At 66.6% G+C, this 19,310-nt stretch carries 17 protein-coding genes; 10 read left to right on the forward strand and 7 right to left on the reverse strand.

What is annotated here, in order from left to right; genetic code table 11:
* Positions 1-110 precede the first annotated feature (110 nt).
* A complete protein-coding gene (locus tag J7I44_RS09425; RefSeq protein ID WP_209619446.1) occupies positions 111-1,796 on the forward strand; it encodes a TPR end-of-group domain-containing protein in 1,686 nt (561 codons plus the stop codon).
* Between the two features lie 183 nt (positions 1,797-1,979).
* On the opposite strand, the gene J7I44_RS09430 is transcribed toward J7I44_RS09425, so the two are convergent.
* Entirely contained in the window at positions 1,980-2,888 is a 909-nt protein-coding gene (locus J7I44_RS09430) for a pepsin/retropepsin-like aspartic protease family protein (RefSeq protein WP_209619449.1), read from the reverse strand.
* A gap of 336 nt (positions 2,889-3,224) precedes the next feature.
* Here J7I44_RS09430 and J7I44_RS09435 point away from each other — a divergent pair, with 336 nt between their 5' ends.
* Entirely contained in the window at positions 3,225-3,743 is a 519-nt protein-coding gene (locus tag J7I44_RS09435) for a hypothetical protein (RefSeq protein ID WP_209619453.1), read from the forward strand.
* Between the two features lie 488 nt (positions 3,744-4,231).
* Here the strand turns inward: J7I44_RS09435 and J7I44_RS09440 are convergent, their stop codons facing one another.
* The gene (locus tag J7I44_RS09440) at positions 4,232-5,311 is read right to left on the reverse strand and encodes an alpha/beta hydrolase family protein (RefSeq protein ID WP_209619457.1); all 1,080 of its coding nucleotides are present in this window, start codon (positions 5,309-5,311) and stop codon (positions 4,232-4,234) included.
* A gap of 347 nt (positions 5,312-5,658) precedes the next feature.
* On the opposite strand from J7I44_RS09440, the gene J7I44_RS09445 reads away from it, so the two are divergent.
* From J7I44_RS09445 to J7I44_RS09460, 4 genes are all read left to right on the forward strand, one after another.
* Positions 5,659-5,826: a hypothetical protein gene (locus J7I44_RS09445; protein ID WP_209619460.1), complete on the forward strand. Its 168-nt coding sequence runs from the start codon at positions 5,659-5,661 to the stop codon at positions 5,824-5,826.
* A gap of 77 nt (positions 5,827-5,903) precedes the next feature.
* On the forward strand, positions 5,904-7,469 hold the full coding sequence (locus tag J7I44_RS09450) for an asparagine synthetase B family protein (protein WP_209619463.1): 1,566 nt from the start codon (positions 5,904-5,906) through the stop codon (positions 7,467-7,469).
* 386 nt (positions 7,470-7,855) lie between these two features.
* On the forward strand, positions 7,856-9,616 hold the full coding sequence (locus tag J7I44_RS09455) for a phosphoethanolamine transferase family protein (RefSeq protein WP_209619465.1): 1,761 nt from the start codon (positions 7,856-7,858) through the stop codon (positions 9,614-9,616).
* 144 nt (positions 9,617-9,760) lie between these two features.
* Positions 9,761-10,165, forward strand: a complete 405-nt coding sequence (locus tag J7I44_RS09460) for a hypothetical protein (RefSeq protein ID WP_209619467.1) — start codon at positions 9,761-9,763, stop codon at positions 10,163-10,165.
* Positions 10,166-10,350: 185 nt separating this feature from the next.
* Here the strand turns inward: J7I44_RS09460 and J7I44_RS09465 are convergent, their stop codons facing one another.
* Positions 10,351-10,593 (reverse strand): hypothetical protein, encoded by a 243-nt coding sequence (locus J7I44_RS09465; protein WP_209619469.1) that lies wholly within the window; start codon positions 10,591-10,593, stop codon positions 10,351-10,353.
* Between the two features lie 127 nt (positions 10,594-10,720).
* Complete coding sequence (locus J7I44_RS09470; protein ID WP_209619472.1) at positions 10,721-12,043, reverse strand: glycosyltransferase; 1,323 nt, start codon at positions 12,041-12,043, stop codon at positions 10,721-10,723.
* A gap of 133 nt (positions 12,044-12,176) precedes the next feature.
* Between J7I44_RS09470 and J7I44_RS09475 the strand changes: the two genes are divergently transcribed.
* Positions 12,177-12,659, forward strand: a complete 483-nt coding sequence (locus J7I44_RS09475; RefSeq protein WP_209619476.1) for a pyridoxamine 5'-phosphate oxidase family protein — start codon at positions 12,177-12,179, stop codon at positions 12,657-12,659.
* Positions 12,660-12,763: 104 nt separating this feature from the next.
* On the opposite strand, the gene J7I44_RS09480 is transcribed toward J7I44_RS09475, so the two are convergent.
* Positions 12,764-13,087 carry a hypothetical protein gene (locus J7I44_RS09480; RefSeq protein WP_209619479.1) on the reverse strand — a complete coding sequence of 108 codons (324 nt, stop codon included), beginning with the start codon at positions 13,085-13,087 and terminating at the stop codon, positions 12,764-12,766.
* Between the two features lie 194 nt (positions 13,088-13,281).
* On the opposite strand from J7I44_RS09480, the gene J7I44_RS09485 reads away from it, so the two are divergent.
* The gene (locus J7I44_RS09485; RefSeq protein WP_209619482.1) at positions 13,282-13,623 is read left to right on the forward strand and encodes a hypothetical protein; all 342 of its coding nucleotides are present in this window, start codon (positions 13,282-13,284) and stop codon (positions 13,621-13,623) included.
* 170 nt (positions 13,624-13,793) lie between these two features.
* Here the strand turns inward: J7I44_RS09485 and J7I44_RS16970 are convergent, their stop codons facing one another.
* Positions 13,794-14,939: a GGDEF domain-containing protein gene (locus J7I44_RS16970; protein ID WP_209619484.1), complete on the reverse strand. Its 1,146-nt coding sequence runs from the start codon at positions 14,937-14,939 to the stop codon at positions 13,794-13,796.
* Positions 14,940-15,096: 157 nt separating this feature from the next.
* Here J7I44_RS16970 and J7I44_RS09495 point away from each other — a divergent pair, with 157 nt between their 5' ends.
* Together J7I44_RS09495 and J7I44_RS09500 are read left to right on the forward strand one after the other, a co-directional pair.
* Positions 15,097-15,909 (forward strand): class I SAM-dependent methyltransferase, encoded by an 813-nt coding sequence (locus tag J7I44_RS09495; protein WP_209619487.1) that lies wholly within the window; start codon positions 15,097-15,099, stop codon positions 15,907-15,909.
* A gap of 481 nt (positions 15,910-16,390) precedes the next feature.
* A complete protein-coding gene (locus J7I44_RS09500; RefSeq protein ID WP_209619490.1) occupies positions 16,391-16,738 on the forward strand; it encodes a hypothetical protein in 348 nt (115 codons plus the stop codon).
* 162 nt (positions 16,739-16,900) lie between these two features.
* Here the strand turns inward: J7I44_RS09500 and J7I44_RS09505 are convergent, their stop codons facing one another.
* Positions 16,901-18,982: an alkaline phosphatase D family protein gene (locus tag J7I44_RS09505; RefSeq protein ID WP_209619493.1), complete on the reverse strand. Its 2,082-nt coding sequence runs from the start codon at positions 18,980-18,982 to the stop codon at positions 16,901-16,903.
* Between the last annotated feature and the right edge of the window lie 328 nt (positions 18,983-19,310).

A 19,310-nucleotide genomic window follows, 5' to 3' on the forward strand; every position in this document is an offset into this window, starting at 1 on the left:
TCGCCATGAGGAGCCGCCGAGCGCACCGCTGGCTGAGCAGGCGGGACGCGTCAGGCAGGCATGCTTTGGCAATCACGTACCCTCCTCCACCGCTGTGCTAATGCCCGCCCGTGGCCCCGGAGACGAACAGCCCACGGGTGGACTACGCGTTCGGCGACATCCGCGTCGAGCCGGCGGCACACCGCGTGCTGCGCGATGGGCACGAGCTGGAGCTGGAGCCCAAGGCCTATGCCGTGTTGCTGCAGTTCCTGGACCGTCCCGGCGAGCTGATCAGGCACGACGACCTGCTGGAACGCGTGTGGGGACACAAGTACGTCACCGCGGCCACGCTGAGCCGGGTCATCTCGCAATTGCGGCAGCGGCTCGGCGACGAGGCGGCGGAGCCGCGTTACATCCAGACCGTGCACGGCCTGGGCTATCGCCTGGTCGCCCCGGTGGCGGCGGCCCATGCGGCGGACGCCGCGGTCGCCAGGCCGGAGGCGCCCGCTCACTCCTACTATCGGGACCACGACCGGCACGGCATCGCCGTGCTGCCGTTCGTGAACATGAGCGGCGAGGTGGAAAACGAGTACTTCAGCGACGGCATCGCCGAGGAAATCCTCAGCCTGCTGACCAAACTGCCGCAACTGAAAGTTTCCTCGCGGACCTCTTCGTTCTTCTTCAAGGGCAAGGAGGCGGACCTGCAGATGATCGCGGCCAAGCTGGACGTTGGTACCGTGCTCGAGGGCAGCGTGCGCCGGGCCGGCAACCGCGTGCGCATCACCGCCCAGCTTATCGATGTGGCGTCCGACTCGACCCTGTGGGCGGAGACGTACGATCGCGAACTGCGCGACGTGTTCGCCATCCAGGACGACATCGCCCAGAGCATCGTCGATGCACTGAAGGTGACCCTGTCACCGAAGGAACGCCGCGCGATCCAGTATGTCGCTACCGCCGACGTGCAGGCCTACGACGACTACCTGCGCGGGCGCAAATACTTCTACGCGTGGAACCGCCGCGATTCGCTGCGCGCCATCGAGATGTACGAGCGCGCCATCGCACGCGATCCGAAGTACGCCGCGGCCTGGGCCGGCCTTTCGGATGCCTACGTCATGCGCCACCGCTTCCTGGATCGCAATCCCGAACACGTCGCCCGGGCCATGGATGCCAGCGAACGGGCCTTGCAGATGGATCCAGACTCAGCCGAGGCGCATGCCTCGCGTGGCCTGGCCCTGTTCATCAGCCAACGGCCCAGGGAAGCGGAGCGGCAGTTCGAGACGGCCATGATGCTCAACCCGAACCTGCTCGAAGGCTGCTTCATGTACGGCATGATCTGCAGCTCGCTGGGCAATTTCGAGAAAGCCGCCTGGCTCTACCTGCGCGCCACCGAGGTCAGCCCCACCGATTACCTGCCGCAGGTCTACCTGGCCCAGGCGTACAGCGAGATGGGGCGCAAGGATGACGAAACAAAAGCGCGTCGTCGCGCACTCGAACTTATCGAACGCGCGCTCGGCGCCAACCCCGACGACGCACGCGCCCGCTACATGGGTGCGGCGAGCTTCGCGGCACTGGGCGAGAAGGCCAAGGCAGTCGAGTGGGCCAACCTGGCATTGCGGTCCAGCGAAGACGAACCCATGGTGTTCTATAACGCTGCCTGCACATTCGCGGTGCTGGATGAGCACGACCGGGCCATCGACCTGCTTGAACGCGCAGTGCAGCTGGGCTGGGGCGATCGCGCGTGGATGGCGAACGACAGCGACCTGGCGTCACTGCGCGGCAAGCCGCGCTTCCAGTTGCTGCTGACGAGCCTGAACTGATACGGGCCGGTCACTTTTGTCGGCTCAGCGCGCCCGTCGCCAACCTGGCTGGCGTCGCCGCTTCCTGCTTCAAAGCGATCCGGCGGCGAAAAGCGGATGTATCAAGCGAGCACGCCCCAACGTTGGTTGCCATAGGCAAACGCGGCGATCCGTTCATCGGCGGAGTCAGGCACGCGTCGGGATCTAGTGAGCCGTGCCTGCGTTCATCGCTGCCCATGCCCTGTCGTGCTGCAGATCGATCGTGATGACCATCTTGCCGATCAGCCCGATACCCAGTTGTCCGTCGTAGATCATGTCGCGCCGCGCCACCGTGGCGGCCACGCTGCCGAAATGGGTCAGGTCGAGCGCGACGTCCTTTTTCTCGCCCTTGGGAAGGTCCAGGCCCAGTTGCTCGATGGCGTGCGGAGCCAGGAACGTCGGGCCGTTGTTGCCCGAATCCAGTTGCAGCCAAAGCGTGCCCTTGGCCGCGGTCGCGCGTACGAAAACCTCGATGGCGCCGCTGGGCAACGTGGCCACGCGCACATCCAGCGGCGTCATGGTGGCGACACGGGCGCGCATGCTTTGTGGCGTCTCGACCACGATGCGGTCGTGGGCGTAATCGAGCGTGAGCACCTGGTGCCGGAAGGAGGAAAGCCCGATCAGCCCACCGAGCGTCGGCGGCATGGCAACCTCGTGGCCCTGTTTGCGCGCGGCCTCCACCTGTTGGCGGATCATCGCCATCAGATCGAACACGCCCACTTCGCCCTGCGCGCCATAGCCACTCATGCCGAACCGGATCGGGCCGCAGCGCGGAAACGCGATTTTCTCGCCATCCGCGCGGAAACCGGTGGCCTGGCCAAACGGCTGGCAACCCAACGTGTCGGCCACGCCAGGCGTCACGAAGGTCAACCCGCCACCGGTATCGAAAAGAAAGGGAATCGCCTGGCCACCGATGGAGGCCTTCACCGTCTGCAGCGGCGTGTCCGCGTAGGGATGCAACGGAATGACGATCGGCTGCGTTTGCACGCCGCGGGCGGTCGCGCCTTCGGATGACGGGAGTGACGCGGCCAAGAGAACGAACAGGCCGATGCCAATCACGCGGAGCAGGTTCATTGAACAATCCATTCGTAGGGTGCGGGCGCCTGAAGCGCGCCGGCTAACGTGTCCTCATGCGCGACTGCATTGGCGAGGGCGACATCCGCATGACATGCAGGCGCGCGATCCGGAAAAAGCCGCATCGGCGGCGCGCGAACATTCAATCGCACGCACCACCCGGCAGCATGTGCCAGAAGTGCCCGCCATCTAAAACCGCGATCACCTGGAAACACTTGCAAGCAAGTCGTCAATGGCGCCACGCCTCCAAGGGAAGTAGCATCGGCCAGGCCAGGCGTTTGGGCGACAATTCACCCCGCGCCGATGGCGCAAAAGCTAGCTCACGGAGGATCAGACATGCTTGCGAAAAAAATCACCAGCGTTTTCGCCTTTTGCCTGCTCACGGCTGGATTGCACGCCGAGGGACTGGGCAGCCCCGATCCCACGGGTTCGCCGGGGCCGCAACAAAGCAGAGGTGATGCAAGCAGTTCCTCGCGCCGCGGGCTGAATCGCAACGACCTGAACAGCATGCGGTACCGCGACGCGACGGGAAAATGGAGCAGCCGTACGACCGAGTTGTCGAACCAGGGAGTCGCCTCGGTTCCCAAAATGAGAGAGCAGCTGGCCAAGGAGTGGCAAAGCCTGGGTATTCCGGCTGAACAAGCCACGATCATTGCCTCGGCCTATCGCGGTTCCGATGGAAGGCTTACCGACACCGGATTACTGAAAGGGAAAAGCGCGAGCGAAGCGGCGGCGATGATGCAGTCGGCGCTTGCCTCCAAGGATTACCGCCAGGCGAACCAGCTGCTGATCGAGTACGAACGCAACAAGCTCAACCTGGAGCAGGTTGACGCCTCTCAATCGGGACCTCGATAACCGGGGGCACCGTGCTGGCCGTTGCAGCCGCGACAAGATGCAATGGACGCAGGGCTGCTCGCCTCGTGAACAACGGCTGCCAGATGGTGGCCGTTGTCACGTTTGGGCCTTGGACTTTCCTCGGTCTCAACGCGCACAGGGTGCGACGTTGAGCCGGAATCACCCCGCAACATGAGCGGCAATGACCGAAGGGTCGGGTCCGGGTAATCGGCCGGATCCGTACCGTGGCAGGGTCGGTCGAGATCCGGCTGCGGATGGCCGGATCAATCTTGCAGATCACGCCGCCAAGGCGCGTTTGTCCGCTTGATACCTGCCGTGCTTGCACAAAGCATGTGCCACTTCTGCCGCCCCCCCCCGCTCGAGGCGGGTACTGCTCACCGCTGATGCAGAACCCGGGCGAAGCGACGTCCGTCAGTTCAACGCACGCGGCCGGCACACCGAGCGACCGTAAGCATCGGCATCAGGCACCCGGCCACCCAAGAGGCACCTCAGCGCGTGCCTTGATGGCTTGCCCCGTCAGGGCTGACCACGGCGGCGTCCTTGGCCATGGCCGCGCGGAACCAGCGCACGACTTCCTCGACGGCCTCCTTTTTGTGGTGGCTGAGAAAATGGTCGTCGCCCGGATAGACGATCAGCTTGTTGGGCCGCTGCAGCTGATCAAGCCGCTGATGCAGGCGCGTCCCGTTGGCCGGGCTGACCCGTTCGTCCTTGTCGCCGTGCAGAAGCAGCACCGGCATATCCGCCGGCAGGTCCTGCGCCCAGGCCAGCACGGAACGTTCCGCCAGCACGCGGGCCTTGTCGGCTGGATACCCGGGGATGCGTTCCCGATACACCTGCTCCATCTCGGGGCGGAACTGCAGTTCGCTCTCGAGGTCGGACACGCCTGAAATGACCGCCACGGCCTTGATGTCGCGCGTTCGCCGCGCGGCCATGAAGGTCATCATTCCGCCACGGCTGGCCCCAAGCATGAAGATCTCATGCGGATCCGCATCCGGAAGCCGCCTGGCCAGCTCGATGAGCCGGGTCACGTCCCGGACGTCATCGCCACCGAAATGGTCCGTGCCGAAGCGCTCAGGGTCGGTCTCGGGCATGCCGCGGTACTGGCTGGCGAGCACGAGGAAGCCGTTTTCGGCATAGGGAAACACCTTGCTGAGCAGCAACGGGAACTCGAGCGCGCCGAAGCTGCCGTTCCCGCCCCGGTTGTAGATCAGCACGGGAAACTTCGAACCGGGCTTGCCTTTGGGCACCGCCATCCAGCCGTAGATGGTCAGACCATCGCTTTCGTAGGTGATGGCGCTGCAATCCAATTGCTGCTGGCCGCGCTCGAAGTCCTCCCGCGGAAACAGGAACGGCAGCAGCAAGATCTTCGGCTTCCACCATGCATTGCGCGCCTTGATCCGGTCCATCCAGGCGTCGTAGGTCGGCCAGGGCGCGAAGCAATCGGTCTGGCTCAGGAAAGGCGACGGATCGGCGACATGCCTGATCGCCACAACCGGTGTTTCGCTCTGCCGGGAACAACCGCACAGGGCCACGAGCAACAGCCCGCACGCCGCGAACAGAGCCTTCATCTCCCCTTCCTTGTGCAAACGATGGCTGCGCGATAGTAGGGCGCGCACCGTGCGCTCGTATGGCCCATTAGTCTGGCAAGGGCCATAAGCCACGATCCTTGCGCCTTCAGGCACCTCCTGCGTGCCTGATCGGTTGCACTCGCGGGGCAGGATTCGTGACTTCAAGCTCGGGAACCGCGAGCGCGACTGCTTCCTCGAGCACGCCACGCGCCCGATCCGAAAGCTGCATCCGGCCGGCTCCACTTGCGCTGTCCCAGATAGTGAACTCGGACACGGGATCCGCGTCACCCTTTTCGGTAGGGTTGGGGCGCCATCGGTGTGATGGCCTGCAAGCAACCGGAGCATGTATGGATAAGCATGAAGACAAGGTTGAAATCCGTCGGGACGAGTTCAATCCGTACGGGATTCAGATCGATGCGCCAATGCAGAAGGACGCGGCCGTAAAGACCCGTGAGATGAAGCCCTGGGGCTTCCCGCAAGATGCCCGCTGGTACTGGAACGGGCTGGACGGCTGATCGGGATTCACGTCCTTACGCCGGATTGACCCAAATGACGCCGCCGCATGGCGGCGTCATCATTCAAGGACTCTTCGATGCTCAAGGCCGAGATTGCGCTGTCCGACCTGGCGCACACCCCGACATCATGCCCGGACGCCACCATCGTTTTCGGAGCGAGCCGGATCGAACCGTATCGGCACGCCTTGCTTGAAACCTTGCTGGTCGTGACCGATGGACAATGGTTTGTAGTGGTCCGCGAGCGCCTGAAACAAAAGAGCGCTTCGTGCGGGAGCGGCACCCAGCATGTTGATTCCCACCGCTTCGCCGATCTCCACCGCGAATGTCTGATGTGGCCGCTGGACTACGTCATGGTCGAGGTCGCGCAAGCCGGCTGCCGCATGAAGTTGAGAGCCGGCGCGCTGGGGTGCGCGCCGGTCTACTGCCGGACCACAAGTGATCGCCTGAGCGTTTCCTGGGACTTTGCGGATTTCCTCGCGCGGCCACTGATGCCGGATCTGGAGCTGGCCGCTCGCTATCTGGGCCTTGGCTCTACCTATTCGGCGCAACATTTATGCGCGGGCATAACCGTGCTGACCGAACGTGCCACGCTCTACGTAGAACCCGGGCAGGCGCGCTATCAGTACCCCAACCCGGTCGAAAGCAGGCCGGCATCACCCGGTGCTGCAAGCGGCACCCTGGAGGAGTTCGAAGAAATTCTGTGCCGTACGATCGATACCCGGCCGCTGTCCGGCGACATGATCGCGATCGAACTGAGCGGCGGCCTGGATTCAGCCACCGTCGCCGCAGCCGCCACCCAGCTTTACGGGCCCGTCGCCAGCAAGGGCATCCTTGTTGACGGCGAGCAGCGCCAGGCCCAGCGCGACCGTCGGGACAACATAGGCCGCCTGCTGGGGTTGGAAGACGAAACCGTGGATATCGATGCGTATCCACCCTCACTCGATTTGCGATCGGGAGCGCGTCCCGAATACCCCAACGCGGAGCTCTATCTCGAGGCGTTCGATTTCCTGTGGTCGCGAGCGCACGCACAAGGCAGGAAGACGCTGTTCACCGGGGTCGGAGGGGATGAACTGTATCCGCGCTATCGCGACGAAGGCGGTGGCACGAGAAGCCCATCCAGTCTTGTCGCCAATGCGAGGCACCGTGCGGAAGCCATCCTCACGCCGGCTGCCCTGGAGGCAGCACGGACCGTGCGCGGGATGGACGCACCGGCAAGCCCGGTGCCTGTATCTGCCCTGGTCGCGAGCCTGTGCCAGGCGCCCCACCTTCTGCGGCATGGCCTGTGGCCGGTCAACCCATTGAGCCATCCTCGCCTGGTCGAGTTTTGCCATGGCCTGCCGCCGGACAAACGACACGGACGCGAAATGTCGAGGCAGTACCTGCACGGCCGTTTGGGCGATCAGGTCTTCCGGAAGGACTACGTCAAGGAGACTTTCGCCGGCGTGCTTCCCAAATTGATTTCACAGCAGCACGAGACGCTGGTGGCACAGTTGTCCGAATGTGCGCTGGCCGACTTTGGCCTGGTTGATCGACGTGCCGCTCTCGCGCTTCTGGATGAAGTTGCCACTACTCGTGCCGATGCGCCGGCTGCACCGCTGATCGCCTTTCTCTGGCTGGAGCGGTTTGTTCGGCAGCTCCGGTGAACCAACGCACAAACCGGATCGCTTGCTGACGGGCGGGCGCGGCCTTTGCCGCTCGCCGGCGCAGACCTTCGCTCAGGTAGACAACCCGCGCTTGATACGAACCCGGCACTGGATTTGCGCACGTGCCCGCTTGCCCGTTTACACACCCTCGCCCCGCTTTTCACTCCGCATGGCCGGACCCTGCGCCAATCTGCGCTGGACCCCGGCCCTGCCTTGCCCCATCGGCACGCCAGCCGGGCGCTTCCTGCAGCCTATGGCCAGTCTCGGGCTGCGACCAACCGGCGCCTCCCTCAGGCATGCCCACCGCACCGGCTTTCCGGTAACGCCTGTCGCCGCCTCGATCGCACGCCTTCTGGTCCGCACGCTTCCCCACGGCGGAGACGATGATGGGCGAGACGGATGACCGGCTCGATATGACGCCGCGGCGCCTCGCGCTCGGTTCGATCGTCCTGCTCGCCATGGTGCTGATCGTGCCCGATGTGGCGTTCGTGCTGACCAGCCCGCACGGCAGGAAGTTGTCCTGGGTTGCCGGCCAGCTCGTCCTGCCGACGATGCTGCTGATGGCGTACTTTGCGGTGCTGGGGCGCTGGCCCCGGCTGGCGTGCCTGCTGATGGTGCCGTTCGCCGTACTGGCGCCGACGGCGACGTTCTACATCCTCGACTATCGGACGCCCATCACCGAAGCGGTACTGGGCACGTTGCTCGCGACCAATGTGGCCGAAGCGACCGACTTTCTGGGGCCGGGCATGTGGATGCTGGTGGCCTTGTCCCTGGCCGCGGGGGCGCTCGCGGTGATCGCCGCCCGGCTCAGCGCCCGCGCCAGGCTGCATTTGATTGCCTCGCGGCGCGTGCATGGCACGGTGGTTGCCCTGGCCGCGATACCGGTGTTCGCTTTCCTCGGCACGCAGGCGGTGGCCCAGCGCCCCGCAGGCGTCGGCATTGCCGCTGGCGAAGGGCCTGGCTCGCACCTGTTCCGGGCGGTGCGGGACAGCTATCCCTTTGGCATTCCGCTCACGCTCGGCCTGTGGTGGAAGGATCAGGCCCGCCTGCAGGCGGCGATGCGCCGGACGCAGGGCTTCCGCTTCCACGCCGTCCACACCGCCCGGACAGGCCAGCGGCAGATCTACGTACTGGTGATCGGCGAAAGCAGTCGCCGCAACCACTGGCAACTGTTCGGCTACGACCGGCCGACCAACCCCGAGCTGTCGCACACCGATGACCTCGTTCCGGTCACCCACATGATCTCGCCGTGGCCGACGACCATTGGCGCCGTACCGGCCATGCTGACCCGCAAGCCGGCAACGATGGGCTTGTTTCAACCGTTTACCGAGCGCTCGATCGTCACCCTGATGCGCGAGGCGGGCTTCGATACCTGGTGGCTGTCCAACCAGAGCCCGACCGGCGAGTGGAATTCACCCATCACCGCCTATGCGGATGAGGCGCAGCACCTGCAATGGCTGAACCTGCAACGCTACGACGGCAGCCTGCCCGAAGGGCTGGGCCAGGCGGTGCGCCAATCGCGCGGCGACCTGTTCGTCGTGCTGCACATGATCGGAAGCCACGGCAGCTACGACCTGCGCTACCCGCCAGCCTTCAAGACCTTTACGCCCACCTTGCGCGACGGTGGCCCGTCCGCGAGCCGCTACCGCCGCGTCACCAACAGCTACGACAACACCATCGTCTATACCGACCACGTGCTGGCCCGCACGATCGCCGAGCTCAGGCAGACCGGCGCCATCGCGGCGCTGTGGTACCAGTCCGACCACGGCGAGACCCTGCCCACGGCCACCTGCCGCATGAGCGAACATGGGCACGGCTACCGCTACGAGTTCCCGGTGCCGGCGCTGTTCTGGTACTCCGATGCCTACGCGCAGGCGTTCCCCGAAAAGCTCGCCGCACTACGCGCCCACGCGGGCGATCGCGCCAGCAGCGCCAACACCTTCGCCACGCTGGCGGACATGGCGGGTGTCCACTTCGCCGGTCAGGACGGTTCGCGCAGCCTTTTCAGCACTACCTGGCACTACCGGCCCCGGATCGTCCATCCGGTATGGCAGGCGGAGCATGGGTGGGTCGACTACGACCGCGCCGAACTTGGCGACGGATGCGAACTCGTACGGCCACGGCCGAAAGCAGCCACCAGCGGATGAGTGCTGGAGGGGCGGCTCTCCATGGACCGGGCCAGCGGCGGATCGATGCCTGGCGGGTGTGATATGAACCGCTTTGCAAAATGCGTCAGCGCTTATCGTTTTGATGCGTCTGCGCACTACGACGCCCGTGCCAAGGAACACACCATGACCACCACCGTCAGACGCGACGCCAGCCGCGCACCGCCACCGGATGTCCCACCTGTCTGGCTCGCCGGCATGCGCTATGCCCAGGTTCCTGGCGACCTCGAAACGGACGGCCAGGTCGGAGGCATCCTTGCAGCCTACGACGCGTCCAATCGCCAGGTGTGGCGACTGAAGGTCTACGAAAATGCACGCCGCCCCGAGCGCGAGGGCGATGTCCAGGACGTGTGGTTCCGCTCGCTGCGCGCCGAAGGCGGCAAGCTGCTGATCGAGAACGAGCGCGGCGAGCGGTTCGAAGTGGACCCCGCGGAGGGGCGCGTCTGCGAACGTCCGGCGCCGGCCCCTGAGTCCAGGTCGGACATCGATCCGGTCTCCGGCCAGCCGCGCATCCGGCGGCCGGGGGCGTAAGGGGGCGATCGGTAAGCGGACGGTTCGCTTCTCGGTCACAGGCGGGAACGCCCCTTCCCGCCTCCTGCGACCAAGCCCGGATCGCCTCCATCGCCGTCTTCCGCAGTGACGCCTTCGCGACATCGTGCCGGTCGATCTGCTGCGCATTGTTTGGCAGGCGGGGTCTTCCACAGACCGGCAGCGGGTCAATCAGGGTCGGGGCCCGCGTCGCGATGCGTCACCAGGTGCTCGTAGGCCGGAAGATTCGTCTGGCCTCGTGTCACGCTCGCATAAGCCTCTTCGAGTTCGTGCGCGAGCGACTCGACATCGACCAGCTGGCGTTCTTCGGCAGGCGTTATCGCGTCGTCCGGCAGGCTCATCAGGCGGGTGATCTCGCGATCGACCGCCTGGATGATCAAGACCAGCGACCGCGCGCTGACGTCTGGCATAGGCAATGTCTCCATCATTGAATCAGTGGTCGGGGTCCATTCGCGCCACGCCGGCTACCGCTGGCGTCTTCGGCATGGATCACCCTTGCCAGCCCGGAGCATGGCATCAGTCGACCGCCCCGCAGGCTCACCCGGCGGCTTGCCCGAGCATGGACAGGATCGCCCCGGCCGCGACGCGGGCGCCCTCCTCCTGCGCCACCTGGCTGCCGACGCGCGCTGCCGCCTGCCGGTAGCCGGGCTGGTCCATCAGGGCCCGCAAGGCAGCCGCAACATTTGCGCTGCGCCAGGCGCGCCGTGACAACGCCCGACCGACGCCCAGCCGCACCACCCGCGCCGCGTTGTCCGGCTGGTCGACCAGGTAGGGCGTGACCAGCTGCGGGCGGCCCGCGCGCAGCGCCTGGGCGGTGGTGCCGATGCCGCCGTGGTGGACGTTGATGGCCGCCCGCGGGAACAGCGCCGAGTACGGCGCGTAACCGGTCACGTGGATCGTCGCTGTCGCATGCGGCGACCAGCGCCGGACCCGTTCCTCGTCGAGCACCAGCACGGCGCGCATGCCGAGCCGGTCGATCGCGGCGAGGCTCTCGTGCACGAAGTCGTCCGCATCGTGCACGGCCGAGGTCCCCTGCGTGAAGACCACCGGCGGCGCGCCGCCGTCAAGGAACGCCTGCAGGGCAGGCGACAACGTGGACGGGCCGCCGTGCTCGCTGTCGTAGAAGGCAAAGCCGGCGATCGTGGTGTTCGGCGGATGCTCCGTTCCGGGCGGTTCCAGCAGCGGCGAGTAGAGGCCGATCGTGCCGATGCCGGTGAACTGGCCCTCGAACAGGGGGTGCGCCGTGGCAGGCGGCAGGCCGACCTCACGACGGAAGGCATCGATCGGCTGCGCCCACCGCCGCGCTATGCGGCGACCCAGTGCCAGGAACGCGCGCGTCCATGCCGGCCCCAGGCGATAGATCCAGCGCGACAGGCGCGGCATGTCGGCGATCACCGGCGGGTCGGATGCCGACGCAAAGAGCATCGGCTGCAGCACGATGCCGACCCGCAGAAGGCCACGCTTTTCGGCGGCCAGCCGCGCGCCATAGGCGACCGAATGGGTCACCACCAGGTCGGCGCCGCGCATGGCCACCATGGCGTCGTCGTAGGCGTCGCGCAACGCCGGCAGGAGGATGCGCTGCAGCAGAAACTGCGGGCGCGAGGCCACCGCACGGGCCAGTTGCCGTGGTGTCAAGGCCAACCGGTCGGCCACGGCCTCGACGTCCGGGCGCATCGGGTGGAAGCCGATGCCTTCGGCCTCGACCTTCGCGCGAAACACCTCGCCGGCGGCCAGCACCGGGTCCGCGCCACGTTCACGCAAGGCCAGCGCCAGCGCGAGAAACGGATGGAGATCGCCGTAGGTACCGAACGTCGCCAGCACGATGCGCGGCCGATGCGGATGGGGAGCGTGCAACTGCATGGATCGCCTCTGCGGGCCTGGCCACGCCTCGGCCGGAAAACGGAAGCGTGGCACGGAAGCCGCCGCTGCGCGCTACACGCACCACTCATTCCCCGCCGGCTATAGAAAACACCCCTTCCGCGGAGAAACCGACATGGCCGATGCAAGCGAGCTGAAACAGAAGTTCTGGGACGCCGTCAAGGACGATCGCACCGTGATGCTCGGGCTGGCCGATGCCAACAGCCACCCGCGTCCGATGACGGCGATGATCGAGGGCGACGAAGGCGGTCCGGTCTGGTTCTTCACCGGCACATCCACCGAACTGGGCGCGGGCGTGTCCGCGCCGGCACCGGCGTTGCTGACGCTTTCCTCCAAGGGACATGACGTCTTCGCGACTGTCCACGGCACGCTCTCGCGCACCCACGACCGGGCCGTCATCGACCGTCTGTGGAACCCCTTCATCGCCGCCTGGTACGAAGGCGGCAAGGACGACCCCACACTGGTGCTGCTGCGCTTCGATCCGGCCGATGCCGAGATCTGGCTCGAAGGCTCCAGCCTGGTCGCCGGGGTCAAGGCGATGCTTGGCGTCGATCCGAAGAAGGACTATCAGGACAACGTCGGCCAGGTGCGGCTCTGAGCGGAACACGGTTTGCGGGCGAGGTCGCCAGTTGTCGCCTGGCACGGCGGCCGCCGCCCACGCCCGTGGCTTCGCTGGCGCGGCGAACCTTGCCAGTCCCGGCGTCAGTGCTGGGAAGAAAGCGCCGATCCACGGCCTGCCCGGGCCTGGCGCAATGGCAGGCGGTGCAGCCGCATCGCCGCCAACCCGAGCAGGGTCGCGCCGCCAAGCGTACGCCGGAACGGACTGTCCCCTTCGACAAGTTCCAACCCCGCCCACCAGGCCAGCGTCGCGTCACGCATGAGCGGCAGGACGGAACGCCCGGAACCGCCGGACGTGCGTGCCGCGACCGCCAGCGCGCTCCAGGCGAGCATCGGCCCGTTGGGAGGTTGTGCCACCACGACGCGGCCCTGACGATCGGTGATGAAACGGCGGAGTGCTGAGGACATGGGCGGCTCCCGGGCGGGAAATCAGGCTGGCACGCCGACTGCTCAGGAAAGGTGATCGGGCGCTGGCCACACCGAGCAACCACGGCCGCGGAGGACATGGGCGCTTTGAACCGTCATCCGCTCCGGGTAGGCTGCGCAGGCGCGCCTCCCGCCGACTGAGACAGGAAGGACGCTGCACGGCCAGGGGAAATGGAATGCCGGAACCGACGACAATCGTGCCGTGGCTGCTCGTGGCCGTCGGCACCGCGCTCTACACGCTTTGGTGGTTGCGCCGCATCCGGCACATGGTGGGCCGCTGGGCCGAGCGCAGTGGCTTGCGTGTGCTCGACTACCAACTGCTGTGGCTGCCCTCCTCGCGCCGTGCGGCGTTCGTGGTGTTGTGCTCGAGCCGCAACCAGGTGGTGGTGAGCCTGCGTGTCTACGACCCGCACACCCATCGCATTCGCACCGGCTGGCTCCGCCTGGGCGGCTTCTGGTTCGGGCTGATCGACGCGGACGCCGCCGAAGTGTTCTGGGCGGAGACATCGCCCGCCTGAAGCGGGGAAGAGCCACTTTTGCGACAAGTCGCACGCCGACCCGATGCGTGCACACGTCCGCGCATGGTTTCACCTAGGCCGGAGCCGTTTGCCGCCCGCCGGTACCACCGGGCGTATCCGCGATGGCGCGTGCGCCGGGTTGAGTTCGGTGTTTCCCCCGTGTTCCGCTCTTATTGCCCGTGCGCCGCTTCCACCCGATTGCCGCCCTGCTCCTTGGCGCGATAGAGCGCGCGGTCCGCGCGCTGCAGCACGGTGTCGAGCGTGTCATCAGGCTCGATCATGGTCACTCCGAACGACGCCGTCACCGCCTGCACCGGGGCCACCGCTAGACCGGCGATGGCCGAACGCAGGCGTTCGGCGACCTGCGACAGGCCGGACGCGTCGATCTCCGGCACGAGTGCCATGAACTCTTCGCCGCCCCAGCGTGAGATGCATTCGTCTCCGCGCAACAGCTCTTTGCAACCACTCGCCACGGCCTGCAGCACCCGATCGCCTACCGGGTGTCCGTAGGTGTCGTTGATCGCCTTGAAGCGGTCCAGGTCCAGCATGATCACGCCGGCGGGCGCGTCCCGGCCCAACGCTTCGCGTAGCCTCCGCTCACCGAGCAGCCGGCTCTGGGCGCCCGTCAGCGGATCCCGATGGAGCAGCATTTCCATCCGCCGCCGCTCCGTCGACAGCCGCCGGATCTTGCCGGCCAGTCCACGCTGCACCGGCAGCAACACCACGGCCATGATGCTGACCGGTCCGTACGCCATCAGAAGGTCCGTGCCCCGAGCGGACCACATTTCCTCGCGATGGAACAGCAGATAGACCAGCACCGGCAACGCGATCGTCGTCCAGCCGAGCGCGGCCAGGACGAACGCCAGCCGGCCGGGGACGAAGATCATCAGCATGACCAGGAAAACCACGAACAGCGACGACACCGGCGGCAAGGTGTCGACCAGCAACGTACCGGGCGTCAGGGTGGCCTGCAGCGTGTAGAGCCAGGCCGGCGCCGCAAGCGCCAGCCCTCCGGCCACCAGCGCGATCCGGGCGATGCCGACGGTCCATTGGGGGCGCCTTGTCAGGGCAATGACCAGGCCGGCGTACAGCGCGCTGATCGTGGGCGGCACGATCAGGTCCATCGTCCGATGGACCGGGGCCATCCAATGGATTGCCGTGGCGCAAATCCCGCCCAGCAGCGCCAACGACAGCATGAACAGCACGGCCATCCGTGCGTAGCGATCGTCGATGTCGGGCGCTTGCATCCGGAAGGTCCCAGAAGTCCGCTGGCGAGTGTAGTAGAGACCGTCCCTGGCCGACGGGCGTCGTTTCACGGCAATACCGTGGTTATCGGCCGGGTGGGCGTGCACTCAAGCGAACAACGGGGCGGGACGCGGCCAATGGATCCGCGCCCCCCACTGCACGCCACCGACATCGGCGATGACGCCCGGGAGTAGGCTTGGATGCCTCCCACCCTCGGAGGTCCACGCCATGATCCGCCGCACCTTCAGGCTGTTCCCGTGGTTGGCCGGCGCGCTGCTGGTCGGCCTGTGCCCCCTCGCCGTTGCCGCCGGACCCGCCACGCCCGCCGCCATCTCCCTGCCGCAGGCGGCCGCGGGTAGCTGGCGTTCGGGCGCCAACAAGGCGCGTGACGCCTACCGCCATCCCGTGCAAACGCTGGAATTTTTCGGCCTGAAGCCGAACATGACGGTGGTGGAGCTGGCGCCTGGCGGCGGCTGGTATACCGAGATCCTCGCACCCTACCTGGCCGCCCACGGCCATCTGGTCGAGGCGACCGCCCCGGGCGCCACGGCGTTTGCCGCCAAGCTCAAGGCGGCGCCAGCGGTGTACGGAAAGGTCGGCCCGCTCATCGACTTCGCGCCACCGGCGCAGGTGCGACTGGGCCCTGACGGGACTGCCGACATGGTTTTGACCTTTCGCAACACACACGACTGGCTCAACCAGGGCCCGGATACGCTTGCCGCGGTGTTCAAGGCCTCGTTCGCCGTGCTCAAGAACGGCGGCGTGTTCGGGGTGGTCGAGCACCGTGCCAAGCCCTTTGCCAACGCACGGGAAAGTTCCCGCACCCTGCATCGCATTCCTGAGGACTACCTCATCGGACTGGCCTTGAAGACCGGCTTTCGCCTCGATGGCGTGTCCGAAATCAACGCCAACCCGGCCGACCCGGAAGACATCAACGTCCACCGCCTCCCACCCAACCTCGCCGGCCCCGATGGCGAGCACGAGAAAATGCGGGCCATTGGCGAATCGGATCGGATGACGCTGCGCTTCGTCAAACCGTGAGACAGGCATCCAGCATGGCTGGAACAGGCAGCCGGCCGGATCGCCTTCCTGGCCTGGCGCCGCTGTTTTCCCGGTGGCGCTGCTTCTTTTTCCGGAGATGGCTCGCCGGCCCGGATCAGCTACGCGCGTCTTTCGGTTTGATATCCCGAAGAACAAAAAATTTCGCGATATAGAACCCGAGTGGCGCGCGGGCCCCGACCAGCGCACCCTCCACCTGGCGCGTTGAGCAGTCCGTCAGGTGCCACCACGGTGGTGTAGATCAGGGTGTCTGGCAGAGCGGGAGGTGGCGCCCAGAAATAACGCAGCCAATGCAATGCATTGCTCGTCACCGCTTCGTAATCCCGGGATGGATCTCGCAGGTTGTTCTCGAGGAAATCGTCGATCCGACATGAGGCGAGCGGATCGACGGCAAAATGGTGGCCCGCCTTTCCCTGCGCTAAAGTGCCGCGACCGAGCCCTGCAAATCTCCAAGGACGAGTACATGGACTGCCCTCCCGACACGCCGCCCGCCTTCTCAGCCAGCCGCGGTCGCCCGGCGTTCGTGCCGCCTGTCATCCACGCAGGGGTGCGCTACGAGCCGGTGGAAAATCCGGCCGCCGCCGGGCTTCCGCCGGGGGGTTACGTCGTAGCCACCGGGATCGGCTCTGGAGAGCGCCTGTGGATCAGTTGCGTGTACCAGTCCCATATCGATCCCCACATCGAAGCCGATGTGCAGTGGAGCTTCTTCAAAAGCATGCGGCTGGACGCGGCCCTGAACGAGTTGCTGGTCGAGAGCGGGAAGGGACACACGTATCACGTGGATCTGCGCGATGGCCGGGTGCACAAGTAGCGAGGGCAAAGGGCGCGTCCCCAATCGGATGTCGCCCGGACAGAGGATAGAAGCAGGCCTGCAAACGAAGCCGCCGTGGGACGGGTTTGATGGCCCCGCTCCCCCTGACGACCTGCCCTTGCAGCTGACCGATCTACGTCAACACTCCTGCCGTTTCCGGTTTCACACCGCCAGCCCCGGATCGCCCTCTACCACCGTCTGCCGCATCCGCGGCTGCTCGCCGGCCTGCCACAGCGGCACTTCGTGGCGGACGCGGTAGCGCAACGGGCCACCGTCCGGACTCCGGGCGCGCTCGATCGGGCGAGGGATGCACACAAACTCGGTCACCATCTTGCTGCCGTCGACCCGTACGGTCGCGTAGCCGTGGCCGCCCATGTCGACGAAGGTCAGGTGCGGCGCCAGATCAGGGTTGCTGGCAGCGTGTGCCTTCTCCAGATCGCCGGTCTTTGCGAACTCCAGCGCCGAGCGCACGCCATGGTGGAGTAGCAGGTTGACGGTGGGCTGCGTCGGTCCGTCGCCAGGGTTGGCGACGTACAACGGGCGCAAGGGATCGTCCTTCTTCAGGTTGTGCTCGGAGGCTTCGAGCATTCCCGGGGAAATCAACGAGCCGCCGACGAAGGTGACGCCCACGGGCTCGAACGCGGCAGGCGGCAGGGCTTTGGCCGCGTAACCGGCCCAGAAGCTGTGGCGGTCGCCCGAGACGATGGCGAAGCCGGTGATACCCGCATCGCGCACGGTGTCGAAGATCGCCGCGCGTTCGTGGTACGCGCCACCCCAGTCGCTGGTGGCCATGACGGCATAGCCTTCGCCGGACCATGAGCCCAGCGCGGGCGGGAGGTTCTGCGGGTCCACGCGCCAGTCGGGCGGGCCCAGCGAGTTGCCCCAGATCTTCCAGGTGGCTTGCGCGCCGCGCAGGCGTTCGAGGAACCAGGCCTTCTGCTTCGCCCCAAGCAGGGTCTGGGCGGCCTCGCCGGCGCGGTAGTTGGGCACGCTCTTGCCGCCGAAGGCGAGCGTCGCCGGCGGATGGCCGTGGGCGTAGTCGCGGCCCGCGTCGAGCTGCATCGCCAGCTCCTCCGGCACCCAGCCCAGGGCGTCGCCTTCGAACAGCGGGGTGAGCTCGTCATGCGAACCCGGATCGCGCGAGCGGAAGCTGTGCTGGTCGGTGAGGATCAGGTCGATGTGCCGGCCCCAGCGCAGGGCGCGATACACGGTCAGGCTGTCGATGGCGGCGAGGTTGTTGGGCTCTTGCCCCAGTCCATCGTCATCGAACGCGGTAACTGGCGTGTCGACGACGTGCGGCGCGTCGAAGGTGTCCAGGCGTGCGCCTGGCGCCGCGACCCGCGCCGGCTGGTATTCGAACCAGGCCTGGTTGGCCGCGACCTTGAGCGTCTGCGCGGGCACCGAGCCCTTCGTACCGGGAAATTCCTGGATCGACTGCCAGCCCAGCCAGGAGAATTCGTGGTTGTCCCAGACCGCCACGAACGGCCAACGCGCGCGTGCATCCTGCAGGTCCGGGTCCTGCAGGTAGCCGTGGTAGAGGGCGCGGTAATCCTCCAGCGAGGCCGGCACCCAGTAACGGTCATTGGCGACCGTCTTGCCGGTCGGGTAGTGGACCGGGAACGTGATGCGGCGGTCGTAGCGATGGCCGTTCCTGACCTGGTCGGGGTATTGCACGACCTCGTAGACGAAGTCGCCCAGGTGCAGCACGAAGCCGATGCGGTCCTGCGGCGCGGCGCGCTCGTCTTCGAAGATCATGCGCCGATAGGCGTTCAGGGCGCCTTCGCAGACATCCTGGCAACTGACGAAGGCGAAGCGCGCCGGTCGCGGATCGTCAGGTCCGGGCGCGGTCATCGTGCGGCCGATGCGGCTGCCGTTGCCCTCTTCGTCCACGAAGCGATACCAGTATTCGCGCGCCGACGGCAGCTGGCCGACCAGCACCCGGCAGGTCCAGTCGGACGCGGCCGATACCCGCGCCGCCGTAGCCGCGATCACCCTGGTGAACGCCGGATCCTCCGCCACCTCGACCCGCAGCGTGGCGCTCGTGCGCGCGTCCGCATACGGGCGCCGTGTCCAGAGCAGGACGCTGTTGTCGTCCGGATCGCCCGAGGCGACACCCTGCGGATACAGGTCCCGTCGCTCGCGCCAGCCGCTCGACGACGGGCGCACGGGGGTGCAACCCAGGGCCAGTGCCGCGCCCAGCGTGGCGGAGAGCTTCAGGAACTGACGGCGGTCCATGGTGGGCATGAGATCTCCTCTGCTGCGGCGGATCGCGAGGGTCGATACGCGGGAATGCTGGACTCGAAGGCGAGCCGGGGAGCGTGCCGGAAGTACCGGGGCAAGGCGCCGGCGAAAACCCGGAACGCGAGGCCGGATCGCCCGCTGCACGAGGTTCCGCTGGCGGATCACGACGCCATGTCGCGTGCCATCAGCCTGTGGCGCGTCGAGGAGCGCGCGTTGTCCCGTATGATCCGCCCTCGAAACGGGCTTGCACCGGGCGCAGGGCACGGGGCGATGAGGCCATGGCACCGCGGATCGAAACCCTTTTGCACAAGCCATCGTGGTGGCTCGCCGC

This window comes from Frateuria flava, assembly GCF_017837635.1.
In the GTDB taxonomy this organism is placed as follows: domain Bacteria; phylum Pseudomonadota; class Gammaproteobacteria; order Xanthomonadales; family Rhodanobacteraceae; genus Frateuria_A; species Frateuria_A flava.

Excerpts from the sequence above, each read along its gene's own strand:
- J7I44_RS09430 (WP_209619449.1), bottom strand. The coding sequence starts at position 2,888 with ATGAACCTGCTCCGCGTGATTGGCATCGGCCTGTTCGTTCTCTTGGCC.
- J7I44_RS09435 (WP_209619453.1), top strand. The coding sequence starts at position 3,225 with ATGCTTGCGAAAAAAATCACCAGCGTTTTCGCCTTTTGCCTGCTCACG.
- J7I44_RS09440 (WP_209619457.1), bottom strand. The coding sequence starts at position 5,311 with ATGAAGGCTCTGTTCGCGGCGTGCGGGCTGTTGCTCGTGGCCCTGTGC.
- J7I44_RS09445 (WP_209619460.1), top strand. The coding sequence starts at position 5,659 with ATGGATAAGCATGAAGACAAGGTTGAAATCCGTCGGGACGAGTTCAAT.
- J7I44_RS09450 (WP_209619463.1), top strand. The coding sequence starts at position 5,904 with ATGCTCAAGGCCGAGATTGCGCTGTCCGACCTGGCGCACACCCCGACA.
- J7I44_RS09455 (WP_209619465.1), top strand. The coding sequence starts at position 7,856 with ATGGGCGAGACGGATGACCGGCTCGATATGACGCCGCGGCGCCTCGCG.
- J7I44_RS09460 (WP_209619467.1), top strand. The coding sequence starts at position 9,761 with ATGACCACCACCGTCAGACGCGACGCCAGCCGCGCACCGCCACCGGAT.
- J7I44_RS09465 (WP_209619469.1), bottom strand. The coding sequence starts at position 10,593 with ATGCCAGACGTCAGCGCGCGGTCGCTGGTCTTGATCATCCAGGCGGTC.
- J7I44_RS09470 (WP_209619472.1), bottom strand. The coding sequence starts at position 12,043 with ATGCAGTTGCACGCTCCCCATCCGCATCGGCCGCGCATCGTGCTGGCG.
- J7I44_RS09475 (WP_209619476.1), top strand. The coding sequence starts at position 12,177 with ATGGCCGATGCAAGCGAGCTGAAACAGAAGTTCTGGGACGCCGTCAAG.
- J7I44_RS09480 (WP_209619479.1), bottom strand. The coding sequence starts at position 13,087 with ATGTCCTCAGCACTCCGCCGTTTCATCACCGATCGTCAGGGCCGCGTC.
- J7I44_RS09485 (WP_209619482.1), top strand. The coding sequence starts at position 13,282 with ATGCCGGAACCGACGACAATCGTGCCGTGGCTGCTCGTGGCCGTCGGC.
- J7I44_RS09495 (WP_209619487.1), top strand. The coding sequence starts at position 15,097 with ATGATCCGCCGCACCTTCAGGCTGTTCCCGTGGTTGGCCGGCGCGCTG.
- J7I44_RS09500 (WP_209619490.1), top strand. The coding sequence starts at position 16,391 with ATGGACTGCCCTCCCGACACGCCGCCCGCCTTCTCAGCCAGCCGCGGT.
- J7I44_RS09505 (WP_209619493.1), bottom strand. The coding sequence starts at position 18,982 with ATGCCCACCATGGACCGCCGTCAGTTCCTGAAGCTCTCCGCCACGCTG.